The organism is Streptomyces sp. NPDC045431 (assembly GCF_040646655.1).
Lineage (GTDB): Bacteria > Actinomycetota > Actinomycetes > Streptomycetales > Streptomycetaceae > Streptomyces.
The window spans coordinates 60214-85125 of record NZ_JBEZAQ010000023.1; the positions used below are offsets into that span (position 1 = coordinate 60214).

The 24912-nt window shown below is 73.1% G+C and carries 21 protein-coding genes and 3 pseudogenes; 8 read left to right on the plus strand and 16 right to left on the minus strand.

Annotated features, from left to right (window positions below; genetic code table 11):
• Positions 1-5: 5 nt before the first annotated feature.
• The gene (locus AB0A69_RS30505; protein WP_361428739.1) at positions 6-1163 is read right to left on the minus strand and encodes an acyl-CoA dehydrogenase family protein; all 1158 of its coding nucleotides are present in this window, start codon (positions 1161-1163) and stop codon (positions 6-8) included.
• Positions 1164-1341: 178 nt separating this feature from the next.
• Between AB0A69_RS30505 and AB0A69_RS30510 the strand changes: the two genes are divergently transcribed.
• Positions 1342-2685 (plus strand): UDP-glucose/GDP-mannose dehydrogenase family protein, encoded by a 1344-nt coding sequence (locus tag AB0A69_RS30510; RefSeq protein ID WP_361428741.1) that lies wholly within the window; start codon positions 1342-1344, stop codon positions 2683-2685.
• Positions 2686-2812: 127 nt separating this feature from the next.
• Here the strand turns inward: AB0A69_RS30510 and AB0A69_RS30515 are convergent, their stop codons facing one another.
• On the minus strand, positions 2813-3319 hold the full coding sequence (locus AB0A69_RS30515) for a CGNR zinc finger domain-containing protein (protein WP_361428743.1): 507 nt from the start codon (positions 3317-3319) through the stop codon (positions 2813-2815).
• A gap of 93 nt (positions 3320-3412) precedes the next feature.
• Between AB0A69_RS30515 and AB0A69_RS30520 the strand changes: the two genes are divergently transcribed.
• A complete protein-coding gene (locus tag AB0A69_RS30520; RefSeq protein WP_361428745.1) occupies positions 3413-3772 on the plus strand; it encodes a VOC family protein in 360 nt (119 codons plus the stop codon).
• A gap of 29 nt (positions 3773-3801) precedes the next feature.
• Positions 3802-4176 carry a VOC family protein gene (locus AB0A69_RS30525; RefSeq protein WP_361428747.1) on the plus strand — a complete coding sequence of 125 codons (375 nt, stop codon included), beginning with the start codon at positions 3802-3804 and terminating at the stop codon, positions 4174-4176.
• Between the two features lie 20 nt (positions 4177-4196).
• On the opposite strand, the gene AB0A69_RS30530 is transcribed toward AB0A69_RS30525, so the two are convergent.
• The 4 genes from AB0A69_RS30530 to AB0A69_RS30545 form a co-directional block, all read right to left on the minus strand.
• Positions 4197-5285 carry a dipeptidase gene (locus AB0A69_RS30530; RefSeq protein WP_361428749.1) on the minus strand — a complete coding sequence of 363 codons (1089 nt, stop codon included), beginning with the start codon at positions 5283-5285 and terminating at the stop codon, positions 4197-4199.
• 160 nt (positions 5286-5445) lie between these two features.
• A complete protein-coding gene (locus tag AB0A69_RS30535) occupies positions 5446-6660 on the minus strand; it encodes a dipeptidase (RefSeq protein ID WP_361428751.1) in 1215 nt (404 codons plus the stop codon).
• A complete protein-coding gene (purE, locus tag AB0A69_RS30540; RefSeq protein ID WP_361428785.1) occupies positions 6657-7130 on the minus strand; it encodes a 5-(carboxyamino)imidazole ribonucleotide mutase in 474 nt (157 codons plus the stop codon). The genes AB0A69_RS30535 and purE overlap by 4 nt, the downstream gene beginning before the upstream one ends.
• Positions 7131-7176: 46 nt before the next feature.
• Positions 7177-8328, minus strand: coding sequence for a 5-(carboxyamino)imidazole ribonucleotide synthase (locus AB0A69_RS30545; RefSeq protein WP_361428753.1), 1152 nt, complete (start codon positions 8326-8328; stop codon positions 7177-7179).
• A 148-nt stretch (positions 8329-8476) separates the two neighbouring features.
• On the opposite strand from AB0A69_RS30545, the gene AB0A69_RS30550 reads away from it, so the two are divergent.
• On the plus strand, positions 8477-9010 hold the full coding sequence (locus AB0A69_RS30550; protein WP_361428755.1) for a GtrA family protein: 534 nt from the start codon (positions 8477-8479) through the stop codon (positions 9008-9010).
• A gap of 3 nt (positions 9011-9013) precedes the next feature.
• Here AB0A69_RS30550 and AB0A69_RS30555 read toward each other — a convergent pair whose 3' ends face one another.
• On the minus strand, positions 9014-10279 hold the full coding sequence (locus AB0A69_RS30555; RefSeq protein WP_361428757.1) for an ATP-binding protein: 1266 nt from the start codon (positions 10277-10279) through the stop codon (positions 9014-9016).
• Positions 10280-10316: 37 nt separating this feature from the next.
• A complete protein-coding gene (locus tag AB0A69_RS30560) occupies positions 10317-10994 on the minus strand; it encodes a response regulator transcription factor (RefSeq protein ID WP_361428759.1) in 678 nt (225 codons plus the stop codon).
• 497 nt (positions 10995-11491) lie between these two features.
• On the opposite strand from AB0A69_RS30560, the gene AB0A69_RS30565 reads away from it, so the two are divergent.
• A complete protein-coding gene (locus AB0A69_RS30565; protein ID WP_361428761.1) occupies positions 11492-12997 on the plus strand; it encodes an oligopeptide:H+ symporter in 1506 nt (501 codons plus the stop codon).
• A 92-nt stretch (positions 12998-13089) separates the two neighbouring features.
• Here the strand turns inward: AB0A69_RS30565 and AB0A69_RS30570 are convergent.
• Positions 13090-13497 (minus strand): annotated as a pseudogene (locus AB0A69_RS30570) (ATP-binding protein); the annotation flags it as partial.
• A 569-nt stretch (positions 13498-14066) separates the two neighbouring features.
• On the minus strand, positions 14067-14435 hold the full coding sequence (locus tag AB0A69_RS30575; RefSeq protein WP_361428763.1) for an STAS domain-containing protein: 369 nt from the start codon (positions 14433-14435) through the stop codon (positions 14067-14069).
• 243 nt (positions 14436-14678) lie between these two features.
• Here AB0A69_RS30575 and AB0A69_RS30580 point away from each other — a divergent pair, with 243 nt between their 5' ends.
• From AB0A69_RS30580 to AB0A69_RS30590, 3 genes and pseudogenes are all read left to right on the plus strand, one after another.
• The gene (locus AB0A69_RS30580) at positions 14679-15632 is read left to right on the plus strand and encodes an RNA polymerase sigma factor SigF (protein WP_361428765.1); all 954 of its coding nucleotides are present in this window, start codon (positions 14679-14681) and stop codon (positions 15630-15632) included.
• A 178-nt stretch (positions 15633-15810) separates the two neighbouring features.
• Positions 15811-16947 carry a DegT/DnrJ/EryC1/StrS family aminotransferase gene (locus AB0A69_RS30585; protein WP_361428767.1) on the plus strand — a complete coding sequence of 379 codons (1137 nt, stop codon included), beginning with the start codon at positions 15811-15813 and terminating at the stop codon, positions 16945-16947.
• A pseudogene (locus AB0A69_RS30590) lies at positions 16940-18208 on the plus strand (lipopolysaccharide biosynthesis protein); the annotation flags it as partial. The gene AB0A69_RS30585 and the pseudogene AB0A69_RS30590, both read left to right, overlap by 8 nt.
• Before the next feature lie 10 nt (positions 18209-18218).
• On the opposite strand, the gene AB0A69_RS30595 reads toward AB0A69_RS30590, so the two are convergent.
• The 6 genes and pseudogenes from AB0A69_RS30595 to AB0A69_RS30620 form a co-directional block, all read right to left on the minus strand.
• Positions 18219-19346, minus strand: coding sequence for a glycosyl hydrolase (locus AB0A69_RS30595; protein WP_361428769.1), 1128 nt, complete (start codon positions 19344-19346; stop codon positions 18219-18221).
• Positions 19343-19720: a hypothetical protein gene (locus AB0A69_RS30600; protein ID WP_361428771.1), complete on the minus strand. Its 378-nt coding sequence runs from the start codon at positions 19718-19720 to the stop codon at positions 19343-19345. Before AB0A69_RS30600 ends, AB0A69_RS30595 begins: the two co-directional genes overlap by 4 nt.
• Positions 19717-21642 carry a hypothetical protein gene (locus tag AB0A69_RS30605; protein ID WP_361428773.1) on the minus strand — a complete coding sequence of 642 codons (1926 nt, stop codon included), beginning with the start codon at positions 21640-21642 and terminating at the stop codon, positions 19717-19719. Before AB0A69_RS30605 ends, AB0A69_RS30600 begins: the two co-directional genes overlap by 4 nt.
• A 52-nt stretch (positions 21643-21694) precedes the next feature.
• Positions 21695-22489, minus strand: coding sequence for a polysaccharide deacetylase family protein (locus AB0A69_RS30610; protein ID WP_361428775.1), 795 nt, complete (start codon positions 22487-22489; stop codon positions 21695-21697).
• A complete protein-coding gene (locus AB0A69_RS30615) occupies positions 22486-23775 on the minus strand; it encodes a glycosyltransferase (protein WP_361428777.1) in 1290 nt (429 codons plus the stop codon). The genes AB0A69_RS30610 and AB0A69_RS30615 overlap by 4 nt, the downstream gene beginning before the upstream one ends.
• A 15-nt stretch (positions 23776-23790) precedes the next feature.
• Positions 23791-24795 (minus strand): annotated as a pseudogene (locus AB0A69_RS30620) (GNAT family N-acetyltransferase); the annotation flags it as partial.
• Positions 24796-24912: the final 117 nt, after the last annotated feature.

A 24912-nucleotide genomic window follows, 5' to 3' on the forward strand; every position in this document is an offset into this window, starting at 1 on the left:
GGGGCTTACGGCAGGTTGCGCGCCATCACGATGCGCTGGACCTGGTTGGTGCCCTCGTAGATCTGGGTGATCTTGGCGTCGCGCATCATCCGCTCGACCGGGTAGTCACGGGTGTAGCCGTAGCCGCCGAGCAGCTGGACAGCGTCCGTGGTGACCTCCATGGCGATGTCGGAGGCGAAGCACTTCGCCGCGGCGCCGAGGTAGGTGAGGTCGGCGTCGCCGCGCTCCGAGGCGGCCGCGGCCTGGTACGTGAGGGCGCGGGCGGCGGAGATCTTCATGGCCATGTCGGCGAGCATGAACTGGACGCCCTGGAAGTCGGCGATCGGCTTGCCGAACTGCTTGCGCTCCTGGACGTACCCCTTGGCGTAGTCCAGCGCGCCCTGGGCGATGCCGAGCGCCTGGGCCGCGATGGTGATGCGGGTGTGGTCCAGGGTCTTCATCGCGGTGGCGAAGCCGGTGCCCTCCGCGCCGATCATGCGGTCGGCGGGGATGCGGACGTTGTCGAGGTAGACCTCGCGCGTCGGGGAGCCCTTGATGCCGAGCTTCTTCTCCGGGGCGCCGAAGGAGACGCCCTCGTCGGACTTCTCCACGACGAAGGCGCTGATGCCCTTGGAGCGCTTCTCGGGGTCGGTGACGGCCATGACCGTGTAGTACTCGGAGACGCCCGCGTTGGTGATCCAGCGCTTCACGCCGTTGAGGACCCAGAAGTCGCCGTCGCGTACCGCGCGGGTCTTCATGCCGGCCGCGTCCGAGCCCGCGTCGGGCTCGGAGAGGCAGTACGAGAACATCGCGTCGCCCTTGGCCAGCGGGCCCAGGTACTTCTTCTTCAGCTCCTCCGAGCCGGAGAGGATCACCGGGAGGGAGCCCAGCTTGTTCACGGCCGGGATCAGGGAGGACGAGGCGCAGGCGCGCGCCACCTCCTCGATGACGATCACGGTCGCGAGCGCGTCGGCGCCCGCGCCGCCGTACGACTCGGGGACGTGGACCGCGTGCAGGTCGGCGGCGACGAGGGCGTCGTGCGCCTCCTGCGGGAAGCGGGCCTCCTCGTCCACCGCGGCGGCGAACGGGGTGATCTTGGCCTCGGCGAGCGAGCGGACGGTGTCCCGGAGCATGTCGTGCTCCTCGGACGGGCGGTACAGGTCGAAATCAGGCGTTCCCGCCACGATCACTCACTCCCCTGGGCGTGTGCTAACTACCGTTAAGTAACCCGAATTTTAGTGCGCCGGATCCGAATGGCATAGGTGACCTTGCTGACAGGAGGCGTCCGGCGGAAACGTGCCCAGGGCGGGGCGCGACTATGCTCGGGCGCGCACCGCCTCCCGCTCGTCAATGGAGAACCGCATGGCCCTCAAGATCACTGTGATCGGCACCGGATACCTCGGCGCCACCCATGCGGCGGCCATGGCGGAGCTGGGGTTCGAGGTGCTGGGCCTCGACGTCGTACCCGAGAAGATCGAGATGCTGGCCGCCGGCCGCGTCCCGATGTACGAGCCGGGCCTTGAGGACCTGCTGCGCAAGCACGTCGCCGGGATCGAGGGCTCCACCGGGCGGCTGCGCTTCACCACCTCCTGGGAGGAGGTCGCCGACTTCGGCGACGTCCACTTCGTCTGCGTGAACACTCCGCAGAAGCACGGCGAGTACGCGTGTGACATGCGGTACGTCGACGCCGCCTTCGGCTCCCTCGCCCCGCACCTCAAGCGCCCGACGCTCGTCGTCGGCAAGTCGACCGTGCCGGTCGGCAGCGCGGAGCGGCTGGCCCGGCTGCTCGCCGAGCGGGCGCCGGTGGGCGCGGACGCGGAGCTGGCGTGGAACCCCGAGTTCCTGCGCGAGGGCTTCGCCGTGCAGGACACGCTGCACCCGGACCGGATCGTGGTCGGCGTGGAGAGCGCGGCGGCGGAGAAGGTGCTGCGCGAGGTGTACGCCACTCCGATGGAGGAAGGGTCGCCGTTCGTGGTGACCGACTTCCCGACGGCCGAGCTGGTGAAGACCGCCGCGAACTCCTTCCTGGCCACCAAGATCTCCTTCATCAACGCCATGGCGGAGGTGTGCGAGGCCGCCGGCGGCGACGTCGCCAAGCTGGCGGAGGCCATCGGCTACGACGACCGCATCGGCGCGAAGTTCCTCCGGGCCGGCATCGGCTTCGGCGGCGGCTGCCTGCCGAAGGACATCCGCGCCTTCATGGCCCGCGCGGGCGAGCTGGGCGCCAACCAGGCGCTGACCTTCCTGCGCGAGATCGACTCCATCAACATGCGGCGGCGCGGCCAGATGGTCGGCATGGCGCGCGAGGCGCTGGGCGACGGCACCTTCCTCGGCAAGCGGGTCGCGGTGCTGGGCGCGGCGTTCAAGCCGGACTCGGACGACGTCCGGGACTCGCCCGCGCTGAACGTGGCCGGGCAGATCCACCTCCAGGGCGGCCAGGTCACGGTGTACGACCCCAAGGGCATGGACAACGCGCGGCGCGTCTTCCCGACGCTCGCGTACGCGGACAGCGCGCTGGAGGCCGTGCACGGCGCGGACGTGGTGCTGCACCTCACGGAGTGGCGCGAGTTCCGCGACCTCGACCCGCGCGAGCTGGGCGAGGTCGTCAACACCCGCCTCATCCTGGACGGCCGCAACGCCCTGGACCCGGTCCGGTGGCGCGAGGCGGGCTGGACGTACCGGGCGATGGGGCGCCCGCGCGCCTAAGGCGGGGGGCCGGCTTGCGGACGAAGGCTGCGTAGCCGCCGTGCCCGATCAGGAACGAGGCGTCCGGCCCGAGCCGCGAGCCGCGAGCCCCGAGCCCCGAGCCCCGAGCCCCGAGCCCCGACGGCTCCTAGCCCCTGCGCGCCCGGTACGCGCGCATCTTCGCTCGGGCGCCGCAGACCGACATGGAGCACCAGCGGCTGCGGCCGGCCGGGCTGCGGTCGTAGTAGGCCCAGAGGCAGTCGGCGGCCTCGCAGGCCTTGAGGCGGAGCCAGGTGCCGTCGGCGGCGGCCACCGCGATGGCCGCCGCCACGCGCGCGGTGAGGGTGTCCGGCGGCGCCGGGCGCAGGGCGGCCGTGCCGTCGGCGGGGTCGACCGTGACCAGCAGGGGCGCGGCGGAGAGCAGGTCGTCGAGCGGTGTCGTCGGGCGGTGCGGTGGGTGTCCGGCGTGGGCGAGGCAGGCGGCGCGGAGGGCCTCGCGCAGCTCGCGGGCCGGCTCGACCTCGTGGGGCGCGAGGCCGAACCGGGCGCGGCCGTCCTCCGTGTCGAGGGAGTCGGCGCCCGACTCGATGTCGAGGCTGTTCACCAGGGCCTCCACCAGGGCGAGGGGCCCCGGCGCGGGCGCTCTGTCGTTCATGGTTGCGACGTTACCCGTTCCGCGGGACCATACGGTCACGGTTACCGGTTGCCAGCTGTTACCGGTAACGCCCCGACGGCAGGAGAACTCGTCATGGCCATCGCCAAGCTCAGCACCGTCGTCCTCGACTGTCCCGACCCCGACGCCCTCGCCGCCTTCTACGCCGAGCTTCTCGGCGGTACGCGGCAGAGCCACGACGACTGGGTCGAGGTCACCGGCCACTCCGGCACGCCGCTCGGCTTCCAGGCCGCGCCCGGCTTCGTACCGCCGCGCTGGCCCTCGCCCGACGGCTCCCAGCAGTTCCACCTGGACCTCGACGTCGACGACCTCGACGCGGCCGAGGAGAAGGTGCTCGCCCTCGGCGCGACGGTGCTCGACGCGGACGACCGCGACCGCACCTGGCGGGTTTACGCGGACCCTGCCGGGCACCCGTTCTGCCTGTGTGCCGGCTGACCGCCGGCTGAGCCTCGAGGAGGACGTCCATGGGCTTCGCCACACTCGCCCTGACCGCGATCGACTGCCCGGAGCCGGAGCGGCTCGCCGAGTTCTACGCCGCGATGCTCGGCGGCGACATCACGAGCGAGCCGGACACGGACGGCGAGTGGGTGGAGCTGCGGCTGCCCGACGGGAAGCGGCTCGCCTTCCAGCGGTCGCCCGGGCTCCAGCCGCCCGAGTGGCCCCGCGCCGACCGGAACTCCCAGCAGTTCCACCTCGACCTCGACGTCGACGACCTCGACGCGGCCGAGGAGAAGGTGCTCGCCCTCGGCGCGAAGGCGCTGGACACGGACGACCGCGAGCGCAGCTGGCGGGTGTACGCCGACCCGGTCGGCCACCCGTTCTGCCTCTGCCGCGCCTGATCACACCCGCGCGCCACGGCTCACACCCCGCGCGCCACGGCCTCGGCCTCCCGTACGACACGCGCCGCGTTGCCCCAGGTCAGCGCGGCGATGTCGGTCTCCGGCCAGTCGCGGTGCAGCAGCTCGGCGATGAGGTTCGGGTAGCAGGAGGCGTCTTCCAGACCGATGGTGTGCGGGGCGTGCGTCGCCATGCCGTACGAGCCCGCGAGCCCGAGGCACTCGGGCCCGGCGACCCCGCGGACGTGCTCCAGGTGGTCGGCGACGTCCTGCAGCGTGGCCGGAGCCTCGCGGAGCCGGGCCACCTGGTCGGGCGCGAAGCTCACCATGCACACGCCGCCGTTGGCGCGCAGGCGGCGCAGGACGTCGTCGGTGACGTTCGACGGGTGCGGGGTGAGGGCGTACGCGGCCGAGTGCGAGAGGATCACCGGCGCCTTGGTGACGTCGAGGACGTGGCTCATGGTGTCGGTGGAGGCGCCGGAGAGGTCGACCAGCACCCCGAGGTGGTTCATCTCCCGGATGACGTCCTGCCCGAACGGCGTCAGCCCCTCGGGCCCCGCGGCCCAGCGGGCGCCCGCGACTCCGGCACTGCGTACGCCGAGGGCGTGGTACGCGCGCAGTGTGCCGAGCGAGTCGCCGAGGGCGGCGCCGGAGACGGGGCCGAGGAGCGAGGCGATACGGCCGCAGTCGCGGGCGGCGGCCATCTCGGCGGCGGTGAGCGCGAGGCGGAGGGCTTCCGGGCAGGACTCGATGAGGGTCCGTACGGCGTCGATCAGGTCCAGGGTGCCGCCGATCAGGCGGTCCTCCGCGTACGAGCGGGGCACGTGCAGCGACCAGAACTGGGCGCCGACGCCACCGGCCCGGATCCGGGGTATGTCGGTGTCGAGCTCGGCCTCACCGTGCTGGAGGGCGTGGTGGTGCGTGCGGTCGAGCTCCTGGGCGAGGGTGTTGTGCCCGTCCACGACGAGCTGCGCGGCGAGCAGAATCCGGGCCCGCGCGAGATCGGTCTCAGCGGGCGTGGGGGCTTCGGCGGCGGTGGCGCCGCCCGTCGGGTCGTCGAGTTCACCGGCCGTGGCGGGTGCGACGTAGGGAAGGTCCTGCAGGTCTGCCATGACGGGGGCTCCGGCTCCGTGAACGGCGTTGCGAGCCATAGGGCCACGGTGGCACGCGCGGAAGCGGGGGGCCCGGCGGTGTACTGCATCCGGGTGGGTTCCCCCGCCCCGACCGCGCCGTGCGGCGTGCGGCGTGCGGTCGGGGGCGGGGCCGGGTCCCTCAGCCGTCCAGGGACTCCAGCGTGGCGTTCGACGGGGGGCGGGAGGACAGGCCCCGGGCGACCGCTTCGGCGTCGCGGAGGGCGCGGACCGGGTTGGACCAGGTCAGCATCGCGATGTCCGTGCGGGACCACTTGCGGGACAGGAGCTCCGCGATGAGGTTCGGGTACGCCGACACGTCCGAGAGGTCCGAGGGCGTGAAGGCCGTGCCGTCGAAGTCGCCGCCGATGCCGAGGTGGGCGATGCCCGCCACCTCGCGCATGTGGTCCAGGTGGTCCGCGACGTCCGCCGCGGTGGCCACCGGGCGCGGGTGCGCCTCCTCGAAGGCCTCGTGGACGCGCATGGCGTCCGGCGTGGTGGCCAGCGGGTGGAAGCCGTGCTCCCGCATGTTCTCCTCGGCGCGCCGCGTCCACTCCACCGCCGCCGGGAGGACGAACTTCGGCACGAACGTGACCATGGCCACGCCGCCGTTCGACGGCAGCTGCGCCAGCACGTCGTCCGGGATGTTGCGGGGGTGGTCGCAGACCGCGCGGGACGACGAGTGGGAGAAGATCACCGGCGCCTCGGAGGCGGCCAGGGCGTCGCGCATCGTCGTGGCGGCGACGTGCGAGAGGTCCACCAGCATGCCGAGGCGGTTCATCTCGCGGACGACCTCGCGGCCGAAGGCGGACAGGCCGCCGACGCCCGGCTCGTCGGTCGCCGAGTCGGCCCACGGGACGTTGTCGTTGTGCGTCAGCGTCATGTAGCGGACGCCGAGGGCGTACAGCGCGCGGAGGGTGGCGAGCGAGTTGTTGATGGAGTGGCCGCCCTCGGCCCCCTTGAGGGAGGCGATCCGGCCGGCGGCCCGCGCCGCCTCCATGTCGTCGGCCGTCAGCGCGGGCGCCAGCTCCGCCGGGTGGCGGGCGAGGAGCTGGTCGACGCAGTCGATCTGCTCCAGCGTGGCGCTGACCGCCTCGTCGCCCGTCAGCTCGCAGCGCACGTACACCGACCAGAACTGCGCCCCGACCCCGCCGGCCCGCAGCCGGCGGAGGTCGGTGTGGAGCCGGCCCGTCTGGTCCGCCGCGATGTCGAGGCGGTCCAGGTCGTACCGCGCCTTCGAGCGCAGCGCCCACGGCAGGTCGTTGTGGCCGTCCACCACCGGGAAGTCCCCCAGCAGCTCGCGCGCCTCGGCGAGGAGCTCCTCGGAGGGGGCGGCCGCGGACGCGGAGGCCGTCACTTGCCCACCTTGGAACGCAGCCGCCGGCCCTTCTCCGTGGCCTGGTCGTTCAGCTCCTGCTGGAAGTCGCTCATGCGGGCCAGCAGGTCCGGGTCGGAGGTCGCGAGGATCCGCGCGGCGAGCAGGCCGGCGTTGCGCGCGCCGCCCACCGAGACCGTCGCCACCGGCACGCCCGCCGGCATCTGCACGATCGACAGCAGGGAGTCCATGCCGTCGAGGTACTTCAGCGGGACGGGGACGCCGATCACCGGCAGCGGCGTGACGGAGGCGAGCATGCCCGGCAGGTGGGCCGCGCCGCCCGCGCCCGCGATGACCGCCTTCAGGCCGCGGTCCGCCGCACGCTCGCCGTACGCGATCATCTCGCGCGGCATCCGGTGCGCGGAGACGACGTCCACCTCGTACGGGATCTCGAACTCGTCGAGGGCCCCGGCCGCGGCCTCCATGACGGGCCAGTCCGAGTCGGAGCCCATGACGATGCCGACGAGGGGGCCGTTCTGCCCGTCGGGGCCGAGTGCGTTACTCAACGATCGTTCCTCGCAGATAGTCGGCGGCGTGACGCGCGCGCTCCAGCACGTCGTCCAGGTCGTCACCGTAGGTGTTGACGTGCCCCACCTTGCGGCCGGGCTTCACGTCCTTGCCGTACATATGGATCTTCAGCTGCGGATCGCGGGCCATGCAATGCAGGTACGCCTGGTACATGTCCGGGAAGTCGCCGCCCAGCACGTTGCACATGACGGTCCACGGGGCGCGCGGGCGCGGGTCGCCCAGCGGCAGGTCGAGCACGGCCCGCACGTGGTTGGCGAACTGCGAGGTGACCGCGCCGTCCTGCGTCCAGTGGCCGGAGTTGTGCGGCCGCATCGCCAGCTCGTTGACGAGGATGCGGCCGTCGCGGGTCTCGAAGAGCTCGACGGCGAGGTGTCCGACGACGTCGAGCTCCTTGGCGATGCGCAGCGCCAGCTCCTGCGCGTGCCCGGCCAGCTCGGCCGAGAGGTCGGGCGCCGGGGCGATCACGGTGTCGCAGACGCCGTCGACCTGGCGCGACTCGACGACCGGGTACGCCACGGCCTGGCCGTGCGGGGAGCGGACGATGTTCGCCGCGAGCTCGCGGACGAAGTCGACCTTCTCCTCCGCCAGGACCGGCACCCCGGCCTGGAAGGGTTCGTGGGCGTCGGCCTCGGAGCGTACGAACCACACGCCCTTGCCGTCGTACCCGCCGCGCACGGTCTTGAGGATCACGGGGTAACCGTCGCCCTCGCCGCCGCCCTCCGCCGCGAACGCCGACACGTCGGCCGGGTCCGCCACGATGCGGTGGCGCGGGCAGGGAGCACCGATGGCGTCGAGCTTCGCGCGCATCACGCCCTTGTCCTGGGCGTGCACCAACGCGTCGGGCCCCGGGCGGACGGGGATGCCGTCAGCCTCCAGGGCCCGTAGGTGCTCGGTCGGTACGTGCTCGTGGTCGAAGGTGATCACATCGCAGCCGCGTGCGAACTCACGCAGCGTGTCCAGGTCGCGGTAGTCGCCGATGACGACGTCGCTCACGACCTGGGCCGCGGAGTCCTGGGGTGTGTCACTGAGGAGCTTGAATCTGATGCCGAGGGGGATACCCGCCTCATGGGTCATCCGGGCCAGCTGTCCGCCGCCCACCATGCCTACTACCGGGAACGTCACCCTCTTAGGGTATCGGGCCCCGCGGAGGGGCCCCCTCCCCGGGGAAGGGGCGCGGGCAGGGGCTCCTCCGCTCCCCGAGCGGTACCGACGGGCCCTGGTTAGCATGGCTTGGTTGACCCACTCGATCGGACGGGGCTGTGAGATCACCATGAGTGAACGGGGCGCACTGCGGGTGCGGCTGGACCGGCTCGTCCGCGAGATCGCCAAATTCGGGGTGGTCGGCGGTCTCGGGCTGCTGGTCAACATGGCCGTCTTCAACCTGGTGCGGCACACCACCGAGATCCCGGTGGTACGGGCCAGCCTCATCGCGACCGTCATCGCCATCATCTTCAACTACGTGGGCTTCCGCTACTTCACGTACCGGGACCGTGACAAGAGCGGCCGTACGCGTGAGCTGTCGCTCTTCCTGGCGTTCAGCGTGGTGGGGATGGTCATCGAGAACGGCGTGCTGTTCGCCGCGACGTACGGCTTCGGCTGGGACACCCCGCTGCAGAGCAACTTCTTCAAGTTCTTCGGCATCGGTGTCGCGACGCTGTTCCGTTTCTGGTCGTACCGCACGTGGGTGTTCCGTACGCTGCCAGGCGGCCCCGAGGCCGCCGTGGCGCCCGCCGCCGAATCGTTCCTGGAGCAGCGGCGGCACCGGGACGAGCCCGCCGCCGAGCCCGTCGGTCCCCGGCGGTAGGCGTCAGCGCACCGTCGGCGGGTGCTCCTTGCGGCTGGGCACCTCACGGCTCAGGAAGAGCGCGAAGACCGGCGGCTGCTGCTGGAGCAGTTCCAGCCGTCCGCCGTCCGCCTCCGCCAGGTCACGGGCGACGGCGAGTCCGATGCCGGTGGAGTTGCGGCCGCTGATGGTCCGCTCGAAGATGCGCGCGCCGAGGTCGGGCGGGACGCCCGGGCCCTCGTCGGTGACCTCGACCACCGCCTGGTTGCCGGTGACGCGGGTGCGCAACGCGACCGTGCCGCCACCGTGCATCAGAGAGTTCTCGATCAGCGCGGCCAGCACCTGGGCGACCGCGCCCGGGGTTCCCACCGCGCGCATGCCGACCTTGCCGGAGCGGACGATGGCCCGCCCGGCGCTGCGGTAGGCGGGGCGCCACTCCTCGATCTGCTGCTTGACGACCTCGTCGAGGTCGAAGGCGATCGCCGAGCCGGTGCGCGGGTCGCGCGAGTTCGTCAGGAGCCGCTGGACGACGTCGGTGAGCCGCTCGACCTGGGTGAGCGCGATGTGCGCCTCCTCCTTGACCGTCTCGGGATCGTCGGTGACGGAGATCTCCTCCAGCCGCATGGAGAGCGCGGTCAGCGGCGTACGCAGCTGGTGGGAGGCGTCGGCGGCCAGTCGGCGCTCGGCGGTGAGCATCCGGGCGATCCGCTCGGCGGAGGCGTCCAGGACGTCCGCGACCCGGTCCAGCTCGGGCACCCCGTACCGCTTGTGGCGCGGCCGCGGGTCGCCGGAGCCGAGCCGCTCGGCCGTCTCGGCGAGGTCGGTGAGCGGCGAGGCGAGCTTGTTGGCCTGGCGTACGGCGAGGAGGACGGCGGCGATCACGGCGAGCAGCGCCACGGCGCCGATGATCAGCAGGGTGCGGCCGACCTCGGCGGTGACGGTGGAACGCGGTTCCTCGACGGTGACGGTCTCGCCGCGCTCGCCCTCGGCGGTGCCGCGGATGACGCCGCCCTCGGGGCGCTTGCCGATCTCGATGGGCGCCCGGCCGGGGATGCGGATCACGGCGTACCGCTTGGCGCCGCTCTGCTCGGCGAGGATGTCGGGGTTGACGGGCTCCCCGCCGATCAGCCGGCTCTCGACGATGGAGATGAGGCTCACCGCCTCGGAGTCCACGCTCTCCTGGGCGCTGCTGCTGATGGTGCGGGTCTCGACGATGACGAGGGAGACCCCGAAGACGGCGATGACGACGAGCACCACCGCGAGCGTGGAGTTGATCAGTCGGCGGCGCACCGTGCGTACCTACCCGGTCTCAGCTCTGTACCTGGTCCTAGCTCTTTTCGAAGCGGAAGCCGACACCGCGCACGGTGGCGATGTACCGGGGGTTCGCGGCGTCGTCGCCGAGCTTCTTGCGCAGCCAGGAGATGTGCATGTCGAGGGTCTTGGTCGACGACCACCAGGTGGTGTCCCACACCTCGCGCATCAGCTGGTCGCGGGTGACGACCCGGCCCGCGTCCCGGACCAGGACCCGCAGCAGGTCGAACTCCTTCGCCGTGAGCTGGAGCTCCTCGTCGCCCATCCAGGCGCGGTGCGACTCGACGTCGATGCGTACGCCGTGGGTGGCGGGCGCCGGGGCCGGCTCGGCGGAGCCGCGCCGCAGCAGGGCCCGCACCCGGGCGAGCAGCTCGGCGAGCCGGAACGGCTTGGTGACGTAGTCGTCCGCGCCCGCGTCGAGCCCGACGACGGTGTCGACCTCGTCCGCGCGGGCGGTCAGCACCAGGATCGGCACCGTGTGCCCCTCGGCGCGCAGGCGTCTCGCCACCTCGAGCCCGTCCATCCCGGGCAGGCCGAGGTCCAGCACGACGAGGTCGATCCCGCCCTGGAGTCCCGTCTCGAGCGCGGTGGTTCCGTCCTCGCGCACCTCGACCTCGTAACCCTCCCGCCGCAGGGCGCGGGCCAGCGGTTCCGAGATGGATGCGTCGTCCTCGGCGAGCAGTACACGGGTCATGGGGTGATGGTAGTCCGCGCGGGGTACGCGCCGGAGTGGGATCGACGCTTGATCATCACCGCCTGGGACTATGGGATGCCATCCTGCTTATCACCTTCGATTATGGGCAGTCGGTTCCATGCATCCCTGTGATCCATATCTCAAGTCCTTCCTTATCCGCCACTGTCATGTCGTATGGTGGCGAGACGCCTGATGCAGTACTCCGGGACCTTTGGCCCGCCAAGAGCGCCAAGGGTCTCTTTTCTGCCCGGGGCCGGCCCTGCCAGCCTTGAGGCAGTGAACGACCTGTGGGCCGGGCCCCGATGCGCGACGACGCGCCTGTCGGGGCGTGGATCCCGGTGCGTCCGAACCCTCGCCTCCGTGCGCCGCACGGGGGCGAACCCCTGTCCAGGCGTCGGGGGACGGGACGGAACGCGCGCCGGTGCCGGCCGCGCCCCCCACCGGGCGCGTCACGCTCACGAAGCGGATGGCGCGTCCCGAGCAAGCAAGGATCGACCATGGCGTCCAGCCTGACGAGGGACCCGGCCGGCAGCACCGCCGCCGGCCTTGAGAAGACGTTCCTCGGCCACCCCCGCGGTCTGGCCAACCTCTTCATGACCGAGATGTGGGAGCGCTACAGCTTCTACGGCATGCGGGCCCTGCTCGTGCTCTACCTGTCGGCCTCCGTGGCCAAGGGCGGTCTCGGCTTCGACACGGCGACCGCCGTCGCCATCTACTCCGTCTACAACGCGATGGTGTACCTCCTCGCGCTGCCGGGCGGCTGGTTCGGCGACCGGGTGTGGGGCGCCCGGAAGACCGTGGCGATCTCCGGCACGATCATCATGACCGGCCACTTCCTGCTGGCCCTGCCGACGGAGGTCTCCTTCTTCATCGGCCTGGCGTTCATCGCCGCCGGCTCCGGTCTGCTCAAGGCCAACATCTCGACGATGGTCGGCCACCTGTACCGGGACAAGAACGACCCGCGCCGGGACGGCGGCTTCACGATCTTCTACATGGGCATCAACCTCGGTGCCTTCGTCGCCCCGCTGACCATCGGCTACGTGGGCCAGAAGATCAACTGGCACTACGGCTTCGCCATGGCCGGCGTCGGCATGGCCCTCGGCCTCGCGTTCTACTTCCTGGGCTTCCGCAACCTGGCCCCGGAGTCGAACCAGGTCCCCGCGCCGCTGTCGGACGCCGAGCGCACCGGCATCGTCAAGAAGGCGCTGATCTGGCTGGCCATCGCGGCCGTCGCGTACGGCGCCGCCGGTCTGACCGGCCGGCTGACCATCGACTGGGTGCTGTGGCCGCTGACCATCCTCGGCCTGGTGCTGCCCGCCTGGTACCTGTTCCGCATCAAGCGCGACACCGACCTGGACCAGGTCGAGCGGTCCCGGATGTCGGCGTACGTCTGGTTCTTCGTCGCCGCCGCCGTCTTCTGGGGCATCTACGACCAGACCGGCTCGACCCTGAGCCTGTTCGCGGAGCACAACACCGCGGGCTCCCTCTTCGGCTTCGAGTTCCCGGCGAGCTGGTTCCAGTCGCTGAACCCGCTGTACGTGATGGCGCTGGCCCCGGTCTTCGCCTGGCTGTGGGTGGCGCTCGCCCGCCGCGGCAAGGAGCCCAGCACGCTGGTGAAGTTCACGCAGGGCCTGGTGCTGATCGGCGCCTCGTTCTTCGTGATGATGCTGGCGCAGGCCGCCTCCGCGGGTGGCGTGATGGTCACCCCGCTGTGGCTGTGCTCGGTCTACCTGATCCAGACGGTCGGCGAGCTCACCCTCTCGCCGGTCGGCCTGTCGCTGACGACGAAGCTGGCGCCGCAGAAGTACGCCTCGCAGATGATGGGCGTCTGGTTCCTGGCCGTCACCGCCGGTGACTCGGTCATCGCGCTGCTCCAGCTCATGGGCGCGCCGACCGACACCACGTGGTGGTTCGCCAGCCAGGGCGCGCTCGCGGTGCTCGCCGGTGTCGCGATCTACATGTACCGCCGGAAGGTGCAGCCCCTCATGGGCGGCGTGCACTGACCCGTAGCCCTCCAGGGCACGGCGAAGGGCCGCCGTACCGGGTTCGTCCGGTACGGCGGCCCTTCGCCGTGTACGGGGAGGCGCGAGCGCGCTTACGCCGGGGCCGCGAGCTCCGCCCAGACCGTCTTGCCCGGAGCGTCGTCCGTCCGTACGACGCCCCAGTCGAGGCAGAGGCGCTGCACGATGAACATGCCGTGCCCGCCGGGCCGCCCGGCGCGGTGCGGAGTGCGGGGCGCTGGCTGACCGGCACCGCGGTCCTCGACCTCCAGGCGCAGCACCTTGGCGTCCAGCGAGACGCGCAGCTCCTCGGGGCCCTCGGCGTGCAGGCAGGCGTTGGTGACGAGCTCGGAGACGACGAGCAGGACGTCCTCGGCGGCGGCGCGGCGGTCGGCGGTGGCGGCGGGCAGCCAGCCCCAGTCGTAGAGCGCCTGCCGGGTGAAGTCGCGCGCGAGCGGAACGATCCCGCTGGCGCTCCCCAGGGAGAGCCTCCGGAACCGCCCGCCCTCGGAGGCGGCCGGCGCGTCTGCCTGCGGCGAGGATGAGGCGGCCTGCGGTGAGGCGCCGGACGGCGCGCCGGGCCGCGTGCCCGACGGCGTACCGGACTGCTCGCCCGACGGCGTGCCCGACGCGGGGCGCGCTCTGTCCCCGGAGCCGGGCGGCGTACCCGGCCCGGGGGAAGAGGCGCGGACCGCGGCCCCGCCGCCCGCCGCGGCACGGTACGCCGTGGCGTCGACACCCTTGACGGGGCCGGCGACAGGTTCGGCACCCGCGCCGGCGCCCGCGCCGCCCGGCTCGCCGCCGAGGCCGCTCGGCGGATGCTGCTGGGTGCTGCCCATCAGCGCTTCACCTCACCGATTCACCAGTTCGCCATTGCCAATAAGTTTCGATGCGGAGCGTCGCGGAGTCCCACCCTTCACACCCTCGCGCAGGTTCTTCTGCCCGGAGTTGCGGGTACGACACCCGGTTCGTCATCCGATGCGCGTGAGCAACCCGACAACCGCCCTCGGCCGTCACGGCAGGGCACGGTGGCGCAGCGGACGCCGCCGCGGCGCGGGAAGGGTGCGCCGGGTCAGTCGGCGAGGGCCTCGTCCAGGGTGTCGTGCAGGGTGAAGACCGCTTCCGCGCCGGTGATCTCGAAGACGCGGGCCACCACGGGCTGCATTCCGGCCAGATGGACCCCACCCCCTGCCGCCTCGGCCTTGAGCCGGGCCCCCAGCAGGACGTTGAGGCCGGTGGAGTCGCAGAACGCAAGCTGCGAACAGTCGACCACCAACCGTGAACGTCCTTGCTCCAGCGCGGCATCCAGCGGTTCGCGCAGGAGATCCGCGGTGTGGTGATCCAACTCACCCACCGGTGTGACGATCTCACTGCGGCCCACCGTCCGGACCCCGACGCTGAGCCGGCCCTGATTCGCGCTGCCGACCGTCCCGCGGTCCATGCCGCCCCTCTTCGCCGATGCCGTTGAGTCGGTAGAACCCTACGCCCTCTCCTCACCGGTCGGTAGTCGGACTCCCCTGTTAGTCAGACATATGGGACAATTGACACTTGCAACGACCTAGGAAGAGCGGGTAGGGCTAGTAGGGACACCCATCCACCCACCCAGCCGGCTTTGGAGGCGCCGCACACCGCAGCGACGCAATTCGGCATCGGCGGCCTTATGCCGAGAACGATGGAGGAGACCATGTCACCCCGGCTCGACGAGACGCGTACCCCCGACGCGGCGTCGATAACTCCGCTCGAACTCATTCCCACCCCCGACGACCCCACCGGCGAGACCACCCCCGACCTCCTCGCCGAGACCGGCCCGAGCGGTCTGAACGGCCTCAGCGGCCTCAGCGGCCTGCCCGAGATCCCGCCGTACGACGAGGTCGGACCGCTCGACGCGCGCGCCCTGTCGAAGACGCTCTTCGCCCGCCTCGAGACGCTCGAGGAGGGCACGCACGAGTACGCGTACGTCCGCAACACCCTCGTCGAGCTCAACCTCGCCCTGGTCAAGTTCGCCGCGTCCCGGTTCCGCTCCCGCAGCGAACCGATGGAGGACATCATCCAGGTCGGCACCATCGGCCTGATCAAGGCCATCGACCGGTTCGAACTCGCCCGCGGAGTCGAGTTCCCCACCTTCGCGATGCCGACCATCGTCGGAGAGATCAAGCGCTTCTTCCGCGACACCTCGTGGTCCGTGCGCGTCCCACGCCGGCTCCAGGAGCTCCGCCTCGACCTGGCCAAGGCCGGTGACGAGCTCGCCCAGGAGCTGGACCGCGCCCCGACCGTCGGTGAGCTCGCCGAGAAACTCGGCATCACCAAGGAGGAGGTCGTCGAGGGCATGGCGGCGAGCAACGCGTACACCGCGAGCTCGCTCGACGCCCAGCCCGAGGAGGACGACACGGAGGGCGCGCTCGCGGACCGCATCGGCTACGAGGACAACGGCCTGGAGGGCATCGAGTACATCGAGTCCCTCAAGCCGCTGATCGCCTCGCTGCCCGCCCGCGACCGCAAGATCCTCTCCCTCCGGTTCGTCGCCGGCATGACGCAGTCGGAGATCGGCGAGGAGCTCAACATCTCGCAGATGCACGTCTCGCGGCTGCTCTCCCGCACCCTGGGCAAGCTCCGCAAGGGGCTGACCGTGGAGGAGTGACCTCCTCCCCACCTCCATGTCCGAAGGGCCCGTTTCCGTCAAGGGATGGGCCCTTCGGCCGTCTTGACGGAGTCGTCCCCCCGGGGCCACATTGGCCCGGGGGCAGGGGGGTCACATGCGGTACGCGGCCGAGGCGGTTCACGCGGCTCACGCGGTTCAGGCGGGTCTGGAAGAGCGCATGCGGGCGCGGCTCGGCAGACAGTGCCTGTACGTGCCGTCGTGCCGGCTCGGTCTCTACGTGGCGCTGCGCCACTGGTGCCCGCCCGGCGGCCGGGTGCTCATGTCCCCGGTCAACGGCGACGTCATCCTCTTCGTGGTCCTCGCCGCGGGCCTCCGCCCCGTACAGGCGCCGCTGAACCCGCGTGACGGGTCCCTCGACCCGGCGGCCGTCCCGGAGGCGGTGTGGCGGGGCCTGTCCGCCGTCCTGACCACCCATCTGTACGGGAACCCCGACCCGGCCCCGGAACTGGCCGAACGGTGCCGTGCCTTGGGCATCCCGCTGCTGGAGGACGCGGCGCACGCGATCGGCGGCGAGGTCGGCGGGCGCCCCGTCGGCACGCACGGCGAGGCGTCGGTCTTCAGCCTCTCCAAGCACACCGGCGCGAAGACCGGGGGCTTCCTCGCCGTACGCGACCCCGCGCTGTACGGCGAACTGGCGCGGGCGCGCGACGCGTTGCTGCTCCCGTCCCGGCCGGTGGCCGAACTCGCCTACGCCGTACGTCCGTACGCCGAGGCGGCGGTGCGCGGGCTGCGGCTCGTGAAGGCCGCGCGGGCCGCGCTGCGGGCGCTCGGCCGGGAGGAGCGCGCGGGGATCCGGATGCCGCTGCGGCCGGCGGAGCTGAAGGACGCCCTGTCCGCCGCCCCCGGGCTCGTACCGTTCGACGCGTGGGTCCGGGTGGACCTGCACGACTACCGGCTCGCCCCCGGGCGCGTACGCCTGCGCCGTACGGAGCGGCTCCTCGGGCGCCTGGACGCGACGCTGGCGGCCCACCGTGCCGGTACGGAGAAGCTGCTGGCGTCACCCTGGGGAGACCCCCGGGCGCCCGTCCGGCCACTCTTCCGGGTGCCGTTGCTCGTCGAGGACCGGGACGCGGCCGTCGCCGCCCTCGCGCGGGCGCGCGTGCCCACCGGGTACCTGTACGACCCGCCGCTGGACGACTACGCGGGACCCCTCTTCACCGACCCCTCACCGCGGCCCGAGGGCGCCCGGTGGTTCGCGCGCCACGCGCTGCCCGCCGATCCGCTCCGGGCGGACCAGGTCCTGGAGGTGCTGCGCGCGTCGGGCGCCCGTCCGGCGGGCCCGCACGGTGGCTGACACGACCGTCCGGCAGGGCACCGCGGTGGCGCCCGGCGGCGACTCGATGTTCCGCAACGCCTACGCGCTGATGCTGTCCACCGGCGTCTCGGCCGCGCTCGGACTCGGCTTCTGGCTGGTCGCCGCCCGCCACTACACCGAGGAGGCCGTCGGGCAGGGCTCCGCCGCCATCGCCGCGATGCGGCTGCTCGCCTCGGTCACCGCCACGACGATGATCGGCGCGGTGGTGCGGTACGTGCCGCGCGCGGGGCGGGCCACGGGGCCGCTGGTGTGGCGCGCGTACGCCGTCAGCTCGCTGGTGGTGGCGACCGCGAGCGTGGCGTTCCTGCTCACCCTGGACCTGTGGGGGCCGTCGTACGCGCCGCTGCGCGGGCCGGCCGCCGGTGCGTTCTTCGTCGTCGCGTGCGTGGCGTGGGCGCTGCTCACCCTCCAGGACGGCGTCCTGACGGGCCTGCGCACGGCCGTGTGGGTGCCCGTCGGCAACGCCGTCTTCTCGCTCGGCAAGCTGCTCCTGCTGATGGCCTTCGCGGGCGCGCTGCCGGTGCTGGGCATCTTCGTCTCGTGGGCCGTCGCCATCGCCCTGTCGGTGCTGCCGCTCGGCTGGCTGGTGTTCCGGCGGCTCATCCCGCGTCAGGCCGCCGCCGACCGGGACCGGGAGCCGCCGACGGCGCGCGAGATGGGGCGGTTCCTCGCCGGGGACTCGGTGGGCGCGCTGTTCAGCCTGGCGATGATCAACCTGCTGCCGGTGATGGTCGCCGTCCGCTTCGACGCCGCGCACAACGGCTGGTTCTACACCGCGTACACGGTCGGCGGGACCATGGAGTTCCTGGCCATCAACATGGCCTCCTCCCTCACCGCGCACGCCTCGCACAGCCCCGAGTCGCTCGCCGAGGGCGTACGCGGCGCGCTGCGCCGCATGGCGCTGCTGCTGGTGCCGGTGGTGGCGGTGCTCGTCGTCTTCGCGCCGTGGATCCTCACGCCCTTCGGGGCGGCGTACGCCGAGCACGGCACGCTCGTACTTCGGCTGCTGGCCGCGGCGGCGCTGCCGCGTGTCGCGGTCGAGCTCTACATCGGGGTGCTGCGGGTGCAGGGGCGCACGGGCATGCTGGCCGCCGTGCAGGGCGCCATGTGCGTCCTGGTGCTGGGGAGCGCGGCCGTGCTGACGGCGTCGGCGGGGATCGCGGGGGCGGGGCTCGCGATGCTGCTGTCGATGGCGGTGATGGCGCTGGTGGCGGCGCCGGGGCTGCGGGCGGCGCTGCGGCCGAAGGGGGTCACCGGGGCGGGACGGGCTGCTTGAAGTAGGGGTCCTGGCCGGCCAGGCGGTACCCCTCCAGGCCGGGCCCGGCGTTGACGGTGAGGTCGCACCCGTCGCCCGGCACCGGACGGTTCCAGTGGACCAGCGCCTTGACCTTCGGCAGGGTCGGCGCGACCTTCGGGATCTCGGCGTACCAGTCGCGCTGGCGCTGCGGCCGCGCCGGGTCGGGTGCGGTGGCGAACTCGGCCAGCATGAGGGGCTTCTCGGCCGAGATGTGGGCGCGCAGCCAGTCGTAGGAGGGGCGCTGGCTGCGCTCGAAGTCCAGCCAGGTCGTCGTCTTGTGGCAGAGGTGGTAGTTGTACTGGTCCATGCCGATCCAGTCGACGTACGCGTCGCCCGGGTACAGCTCCTTCATCTGCCGCGCGTTCCCCAGGTAGCCGGAGACCGTCCACACCCACACCACGTTGTCCACGCCGAGCCGCTCGAACCGGTCGTGGAGGTGGCGCCAGGCGGCGACGAACTCGGCCGGGGTGCCGGCGCCCTCCTTGAGGCGGAAGTCGGTCTCCTGGTCGAAGGAGAGGAAGACGCGCTTGCCGTACGCCTTGATGCGGCGCGCCTGCGGGTCGATGACCTCCTCGTCGTACGCGCCGGAGGCGATGTTCTTCCAGCCGAGCTGCCGCTCCGTCCAGTTGGCGTGGTGGGGCTCGGTCCAGACGGTCGACTCCCACGCCAGCATCAGCAGCCGCTCGCGGCCGAGCTCCTGCTCGTCGGGGGTGAGGAGCTGTCCGTCGAGCTCGGTGCCGGACATGTCGTGGTAGTTGTAGACGAGATCGAGCTTCCTTCCGATCTTCTGCTCGAAGTTGACTACCGCGTCCGTGAGGGACCCGTTCGCCGCGTACGGCACGTAGGCGCCCCACCAGGCCCCGCAGGGGGGCACCAGTAACGCGCCGGGTGCGCAGGGCCCGGCGGCCCGGGTGCCGTCGGCCCGGGTGCCGTCGGTCTGGCCGTCGGGCCGGGTGGCCGTCCACATCCCGAGCCCGAGGAGCAGCGCCCCGACGACGGCGAGGGCGAGCGCCGCGAACGTACCCGCGCGCGTGCCCGTGTCCGTACCCGCGCGCGCGCCGTCCGCATGCCGCCCGCTCATCCGGCGCCCTCGCGGGTGTCCGCCGGAAGGGGCACCCCCGGGAGGGCGGCGGCCACCGTCACGAAGACGGCCAGCGCCACCAGGAACGCCGTGGTGGAGAAGGCCTCCGCCAGGAACAGCGCCGTCGCGACGAGCGCGACCAGTGACAGGCTCAGCGGCACGGCGAACGCCAGCGTCTCCAGCGGCTGCGTCCGGGCGCCGCGCCGCGGGTGCAGCAGCGCCAGGCCGGGGGCGAGCGCCAGGAACAGCAGCACCGGGATCCAGCGCAGGGGCGAGCCGCCCGGCAGCGCGGTGGCGGCGAGGACCGGCCACCCGGAGGCGGCCAGGGCCACTCTGGTCCACGTCCCGGTCCATGCGTCGTGTTTCGGCTTCATGGTGATCCCCCTGTCACCGTGGGGACGTACCGCAGGACGAGACCGTGCTCGCCCTCCTCCACCACGCGGAAGAGCGGTGACCGCTTGAGGGCGGCCGTCAGCGTGTCGAAGCCGCCGGGCGGCAGGTAGCCCTCGCCGATGACCGCCTCCTCCTGGGTGGGGGTGAGGATCACGTACGCCCGCCGGCCCTCGGGAATGCCCCGCGCCAGGTAACCGGCCGGGTCGCGCAGCATCCTCAGGTTCTCGGGCACGTCCTGCTCGGTGAAGAACCAGCGTTCGTACCGGTCGTAGCGGGTGTACGCGCCGGGGAAGGACCCGGTGGTGGCGAGGATCAACGAGCCGGCCGGAGCCCGGTCGTACGCGCGTGTCACCAGCGCGGTCTCGGCGGGCGGCGCGTAGTGCATGCCCTCCTTGCCGTAGTAGGACGGCAGGAAACCCGCGAGCAGCGCGGTGAGGGCGACGGGCAGGGCGACGGCCGCCACGCGGCGAGCGGTGCGGGCGGCACCGGCGGCCGGGACCAGCGCGGCCGCCGCGAAGAACGCCGTCCCGGGCAGGCCGAACAGGTAGACGCGGAAAAGCATTTCGCCGCCGTAGTCGTTGACGGCGAACATCGGCACGGGCGCCGCAGCCGCCAGCAGCAGCGGCAGGGCCGTGCGCACCAGGCGGCGGCGCAGGAGTACGGCCGTACCGGCGAGGACGGCGAGTGCCAGCACCATGAGGACGTTGGCGGTGCCGACCAGCTCGGGGCCGGGCCCGGTGGGCTCCCCGGCGTATCCCGCGCGGGAGTTGCCGAGCAGGTCCCCGGCCGACTCGCGCAGGCTGCCGAGGGTCTCCAGGAACAGCACCCGGCCCATCGTCAGGTCCCAGGCCAGCATGATCAGGCCGGTGACGGCGAGCAGCCCGAGGTTGCGGTAGCGGCGCGTGAGGCACAGCGCGAACAGCGTGGCGCACAGCATGACGGGCGTGAGCTGGTGCGCCGCGTTGACGGCCGCGACCAGCGGTACGAGGAGCAGCACCCCGGCCGCGCGCCGCCGCAGGCCCGTGGACGGTGGCGCGACGGCCGCCGCCGGGTCGAGCCGGGCCCGGTCGCGCAGCCGCCCGGCGGAGCCCGGCCGGACGAAGTGCCGTACGACGACGAGGAGGACGGTCAGGTGGAGCAGGTACGCGAAGCCCTGCGGCGCGAGGTAGTCCTGGCCGACCCAGTTCGCCAGCTGGAAGATCCACACGCCCGTCCACACCAGCCGCCGGTCGTCGGTGAAGGTGCGGTAGAGCAGCGTCAGCACGGGCAGGGTGAGCACGCCGAACGCGACGGGCGCCCAGTTGGCGTACGCGGCGGCCGACTCCACGCCGACGGCCCGTACGAGCGCGGCGTTGAGGGCGAAGAAACCCGGCCACTGGTCGTACGCCGACATGCCGCCCGACAGCTCGTCGTACGGGTGGACCGTGCCCTCCGCGAGGAGCCGGGTGATGACGGCGTCGTGCTTGGACGCCCACGCGTACCGCACCCCGTCGTACAGCAGGGCGGGCGGGGCCTTGAGCGCCACCAGCATCGCCACGCAGTAGGTGGCGGGCCACCAGGTGCCGGAGCGGGCGCCCCGCCGCAGGGTGAGCGCGAACCCGGCCGTCAGGGCGGCGAGCGCGGCGTAGAAGGCGGCCGGGAAGCGGTCCAGGAGGCCGTAGTCGCCGATGGCACGGAAGTCCACGTGGGGCAGGGCGTACAGCCACAGGGCGGCGGCCGACAGCAGCGGCAGCGCGGCGAGGGCGGTGCGCGGCGAACGGCGCGTACCGCGCGAGGGGGACGGGGGCGTGTCCGCGGTCCCACCCGCCGGGGCGTCCGCCCCTCCCCCGGCCTGCCCTCCCCCGGCCGGCCCTCCCCCGGCCGGCCCTTCCCCGGCCGGCGCGGCGGCGACCGGTGCGGGCACGCGTTGCCGCCCCACTGTGCCCCCCTCTCTCTCGACGTCTTCCGGTCGGCTCCTAGCCCGCGAACACGGGCCCGCGCACGGCCGCTCTCGCTCTCCGGTACACCCGCCACCCGACGGTCGCCGGCGATTCCGGGTACGGCGCCGTCCGCGCGCCCCGGCCCTGCATCCAGCGCTCGACGTCGGCGACGGTGTGCGTACGGCGCAGGATGAGCCGGGCGATGCGGTACGTCTCGTCCGTGCGGGAGCTGAGGGCGTGCCGTACGGCGACGGCGGACGCATAGCCGGCCTCCCGCGCGGCCCGCCGTACGGCGCGGCTGTTGTAGCCGTGCGGGTAGGCCAGGTGGGCCACCTCGTGGCCGAGCACGTCCTCCAGGGCCGCCTTGGAGTCGCGCAGCTCCCGGCGGACGGCCCGGGGCGGGAGCACGTCCAGCTGGGGGTGGGTGACGGTGTGCGCGCCGACCTCCAGGCCGTACTGCTCCAGCAGCGGTGCCTGCGCGAGCGCCATCATCGGCGCGGGCGGCAGCAGGCAGGCGCGGCCCGGGGTGATGGCCCCGGTCGTCAGATAGGCGGTGGCGGGCAGGGAGCGGGCGGCGAGCGCCTCGGCGGTCGGGCCGGGCAGGTCGGCGAAGCCGTCGTCGAAGGTGAGCACGACGGGCCGGGGCGGCAGGGCGCCCTTCCCGGCGAGGTGGTCGGCGAGGGCGCTGAGCGGCACGGGGGTGCGGCCGCTCGCCACGACGGCGTCGAGCTGCGCCGCGAAGTCGGCGGGCGTGACGGCGAACTCGGCGATCCAGGGCGGCGGGTCGTCCGTCACGGCGTGGTACAGCAGCACCGGCACGGGTGTCCTCATCGGGCCTCACCGCTTCCGCCGCTTCCGAGGCGCAGCCGCGCGCGGGCGTAGCCGACGGGCCCGTACAGCATGCCCAGCCGCTCCAGGCGGGAGAGGGAGCGCGGCCAGGGGTGGCCGTGGGCCCCGTGTGCGCCGGGGGCGGCGACTCCGGGAGCGGCGCCGCGCGCGGCGGTCATCGCGCGGGCGTGGGCCAGGCCGCGCGGGAGGCGGGCGAGGAGCGCGGGCAGCAGGGCGGGGCGGCGGACGGCGAGGGCCGTGAGGTACGCGGTGAGCCCGGCGCCGTAGCCGTACGCCTGCCGGCGCAGGTCCTGCCAGGTCTCGCGGTGGTGGTGCCAGACGAGCGCGTCGGGCGTGTATAGCAGGCGGTGACCGGCGGCGAGGACGCGGACGAAGGCGTACAGGTCGTCGCCGCCCTTGGCGGGCGTGCCGGTGCCGGTGGCGGGGTCGAAGCCGCCCACGGCCTTCAGGGCGCTCGCGCGGAAGGCCATGTTGGCGCCCGAGCCGAAGCTGCCCGCCGTGAACGGGAAGAGCGGCTCGTCGGCGGGCGGGCGCGCCGGGTCCCAGGTGCGCGGCGTGAAGCCCTTGGCGAAGCCGCCGTGGCTCTCCAGGAGGACCTGGGCGGGCGTACGCAGCCGGGCGGGCAGGATCAGGCCGGTGACACAGCCGGTGCCCGGGTCGGCGGCGAAGGGCGCGGTGAGGGCGGACAGCCAGTGCGGATCGGCGACCACGTCGTCGTCGGTGAAGGCGAGGACGGCGCCGTCGGCGACGGCCGCGCCCCTGTTGTGGGCGGCGGCGAGACCGGGGACGTCCTCCCGGACGTACCGGACGGTGGGGTACTTCGCCGCGACGAGTTCGCGGGTGGCGGTGGTGCGGGGTGCGTTGTCGACGACGACGGTCTCGTGGTCGGGGTGGTCCTGGGCGAGGAGCGAGTCCAGGGCGCGGGCGAGCCGCCCGGCGCGCTCGCGGGTGGCGACGACGACGGTCGTCCGGGGCAGGTCACCGTACGGTTCCACCGGTGGCCGGGGCTCCGTGCCGGCCAGGCGCTCGCGGGCGAGGGCCGCGACCGCGCGGGCGGGGTCCGCGGGGGCGGCGACGCGGCCCAGGACGGTGCCGACGGGCCTGCCCCGGACCCGTACGAGAGCGAAGACCCACTCCGTCGGCTCGTCGGCGCACCGGAAGGAGCGGATGGAGGCGCCGTCCGGGTCCAGGTCCGGGTCCAGGTCCGTGAGGTCGTCGAGGTCGAGGTCGGCGACGGCGATCGGCGGCCGGAGCGGGCTGTGCGGCATGAGGGAGCTCCTCCTTCAGCGGCGGCGGAGCCGGCCGGCCTGGTTGAGTGCCTGCCGGGCGTACCCCGCGAGGCGGGGCCGGTCGCGTACGAAGCGGTGGGCGCGGCGGCGCGGCTCACGGGCGATCCGGTACAGGCCCGCGCGCACTCCGGGGCGTACGGACGCCCCTTCGTAGACCCGCAGCTCACCGGTCTTGAGGGCGTCCTTGTACTCGGCGGCGCCGCGCCCGAGGTCGAGCATCTTGATGCCCGCCGCGGCTGCCGCCTCGGCCAGGCGCAGGTGCAGGATCAGGCCGGGCGAGTACGTGGCGTAGGCGGGGTCGTACGCCGGGAACCAGCACGACAGGACGGTGCGGGAGCGCAGCCCGAAGTGGGCGGCGACCGGCCGCCCGGAGACGTACAGCACGGACAGCACGCCGGAACAGCCGGGCGCGCGCGTGCGGTGCAGGCCACGCACCAGGGCGCTGATCCACTCCCGCGCGAACCGGTCGCGGCGGCCGGTACGGCGATACTGGGCCGACTTCCACGCCATGAGCGTGCGCAGGGCTGCCGGGTCGCGCTCGTCGAACACGAACCGCACCTCCCCGGCCCGGCGGCCGAGGCGCCGTTCCTTGGCGAGGGTGGTCTTCAGGAACTTGGGCGACCGCGCGCGCAGGGCCGTCTCGTACGCCGCGTACCCCTCCCCGACGTCGATGACGGGCGAGGCGAACTCCTCGGCGGCGTCCGCGACGAACAGGCCCTGTCCGGCCTCGAGGTTGTCGAACCGCCAGGCGGTCAGCCCGCAGCCGCGCAGCAGCGCGGGGCCCGTCGTCCTCAGCCCGGCCCGGAACACCCCTCCCTGGCAGTCCGAAACGCCGAGTCCGATGGCCCGCCCGTGGCCCAGGGGGCCGTTCTCGTACGGGAGGAACCCGGCCGTCTCGCCGCCTTCGGAGAGGACGGCGACGCGCGCCGTGCCGGGGCGTACGCGGGCGACGGCGAGGGTGAACTCCGGCTCCATGAAGGGGTTGGCGGGGACTCCGGAGGTGGGGGGGGGGGGGCGCCCCCCCCCCCCCCCCCCCCCCGGGCCACCCCCCCCCCCCCCCCCCCCCGCCGGCGGGGGGTGACTGGGGGGGGGGGTCGGGGGGGTGGTTAAGATGGT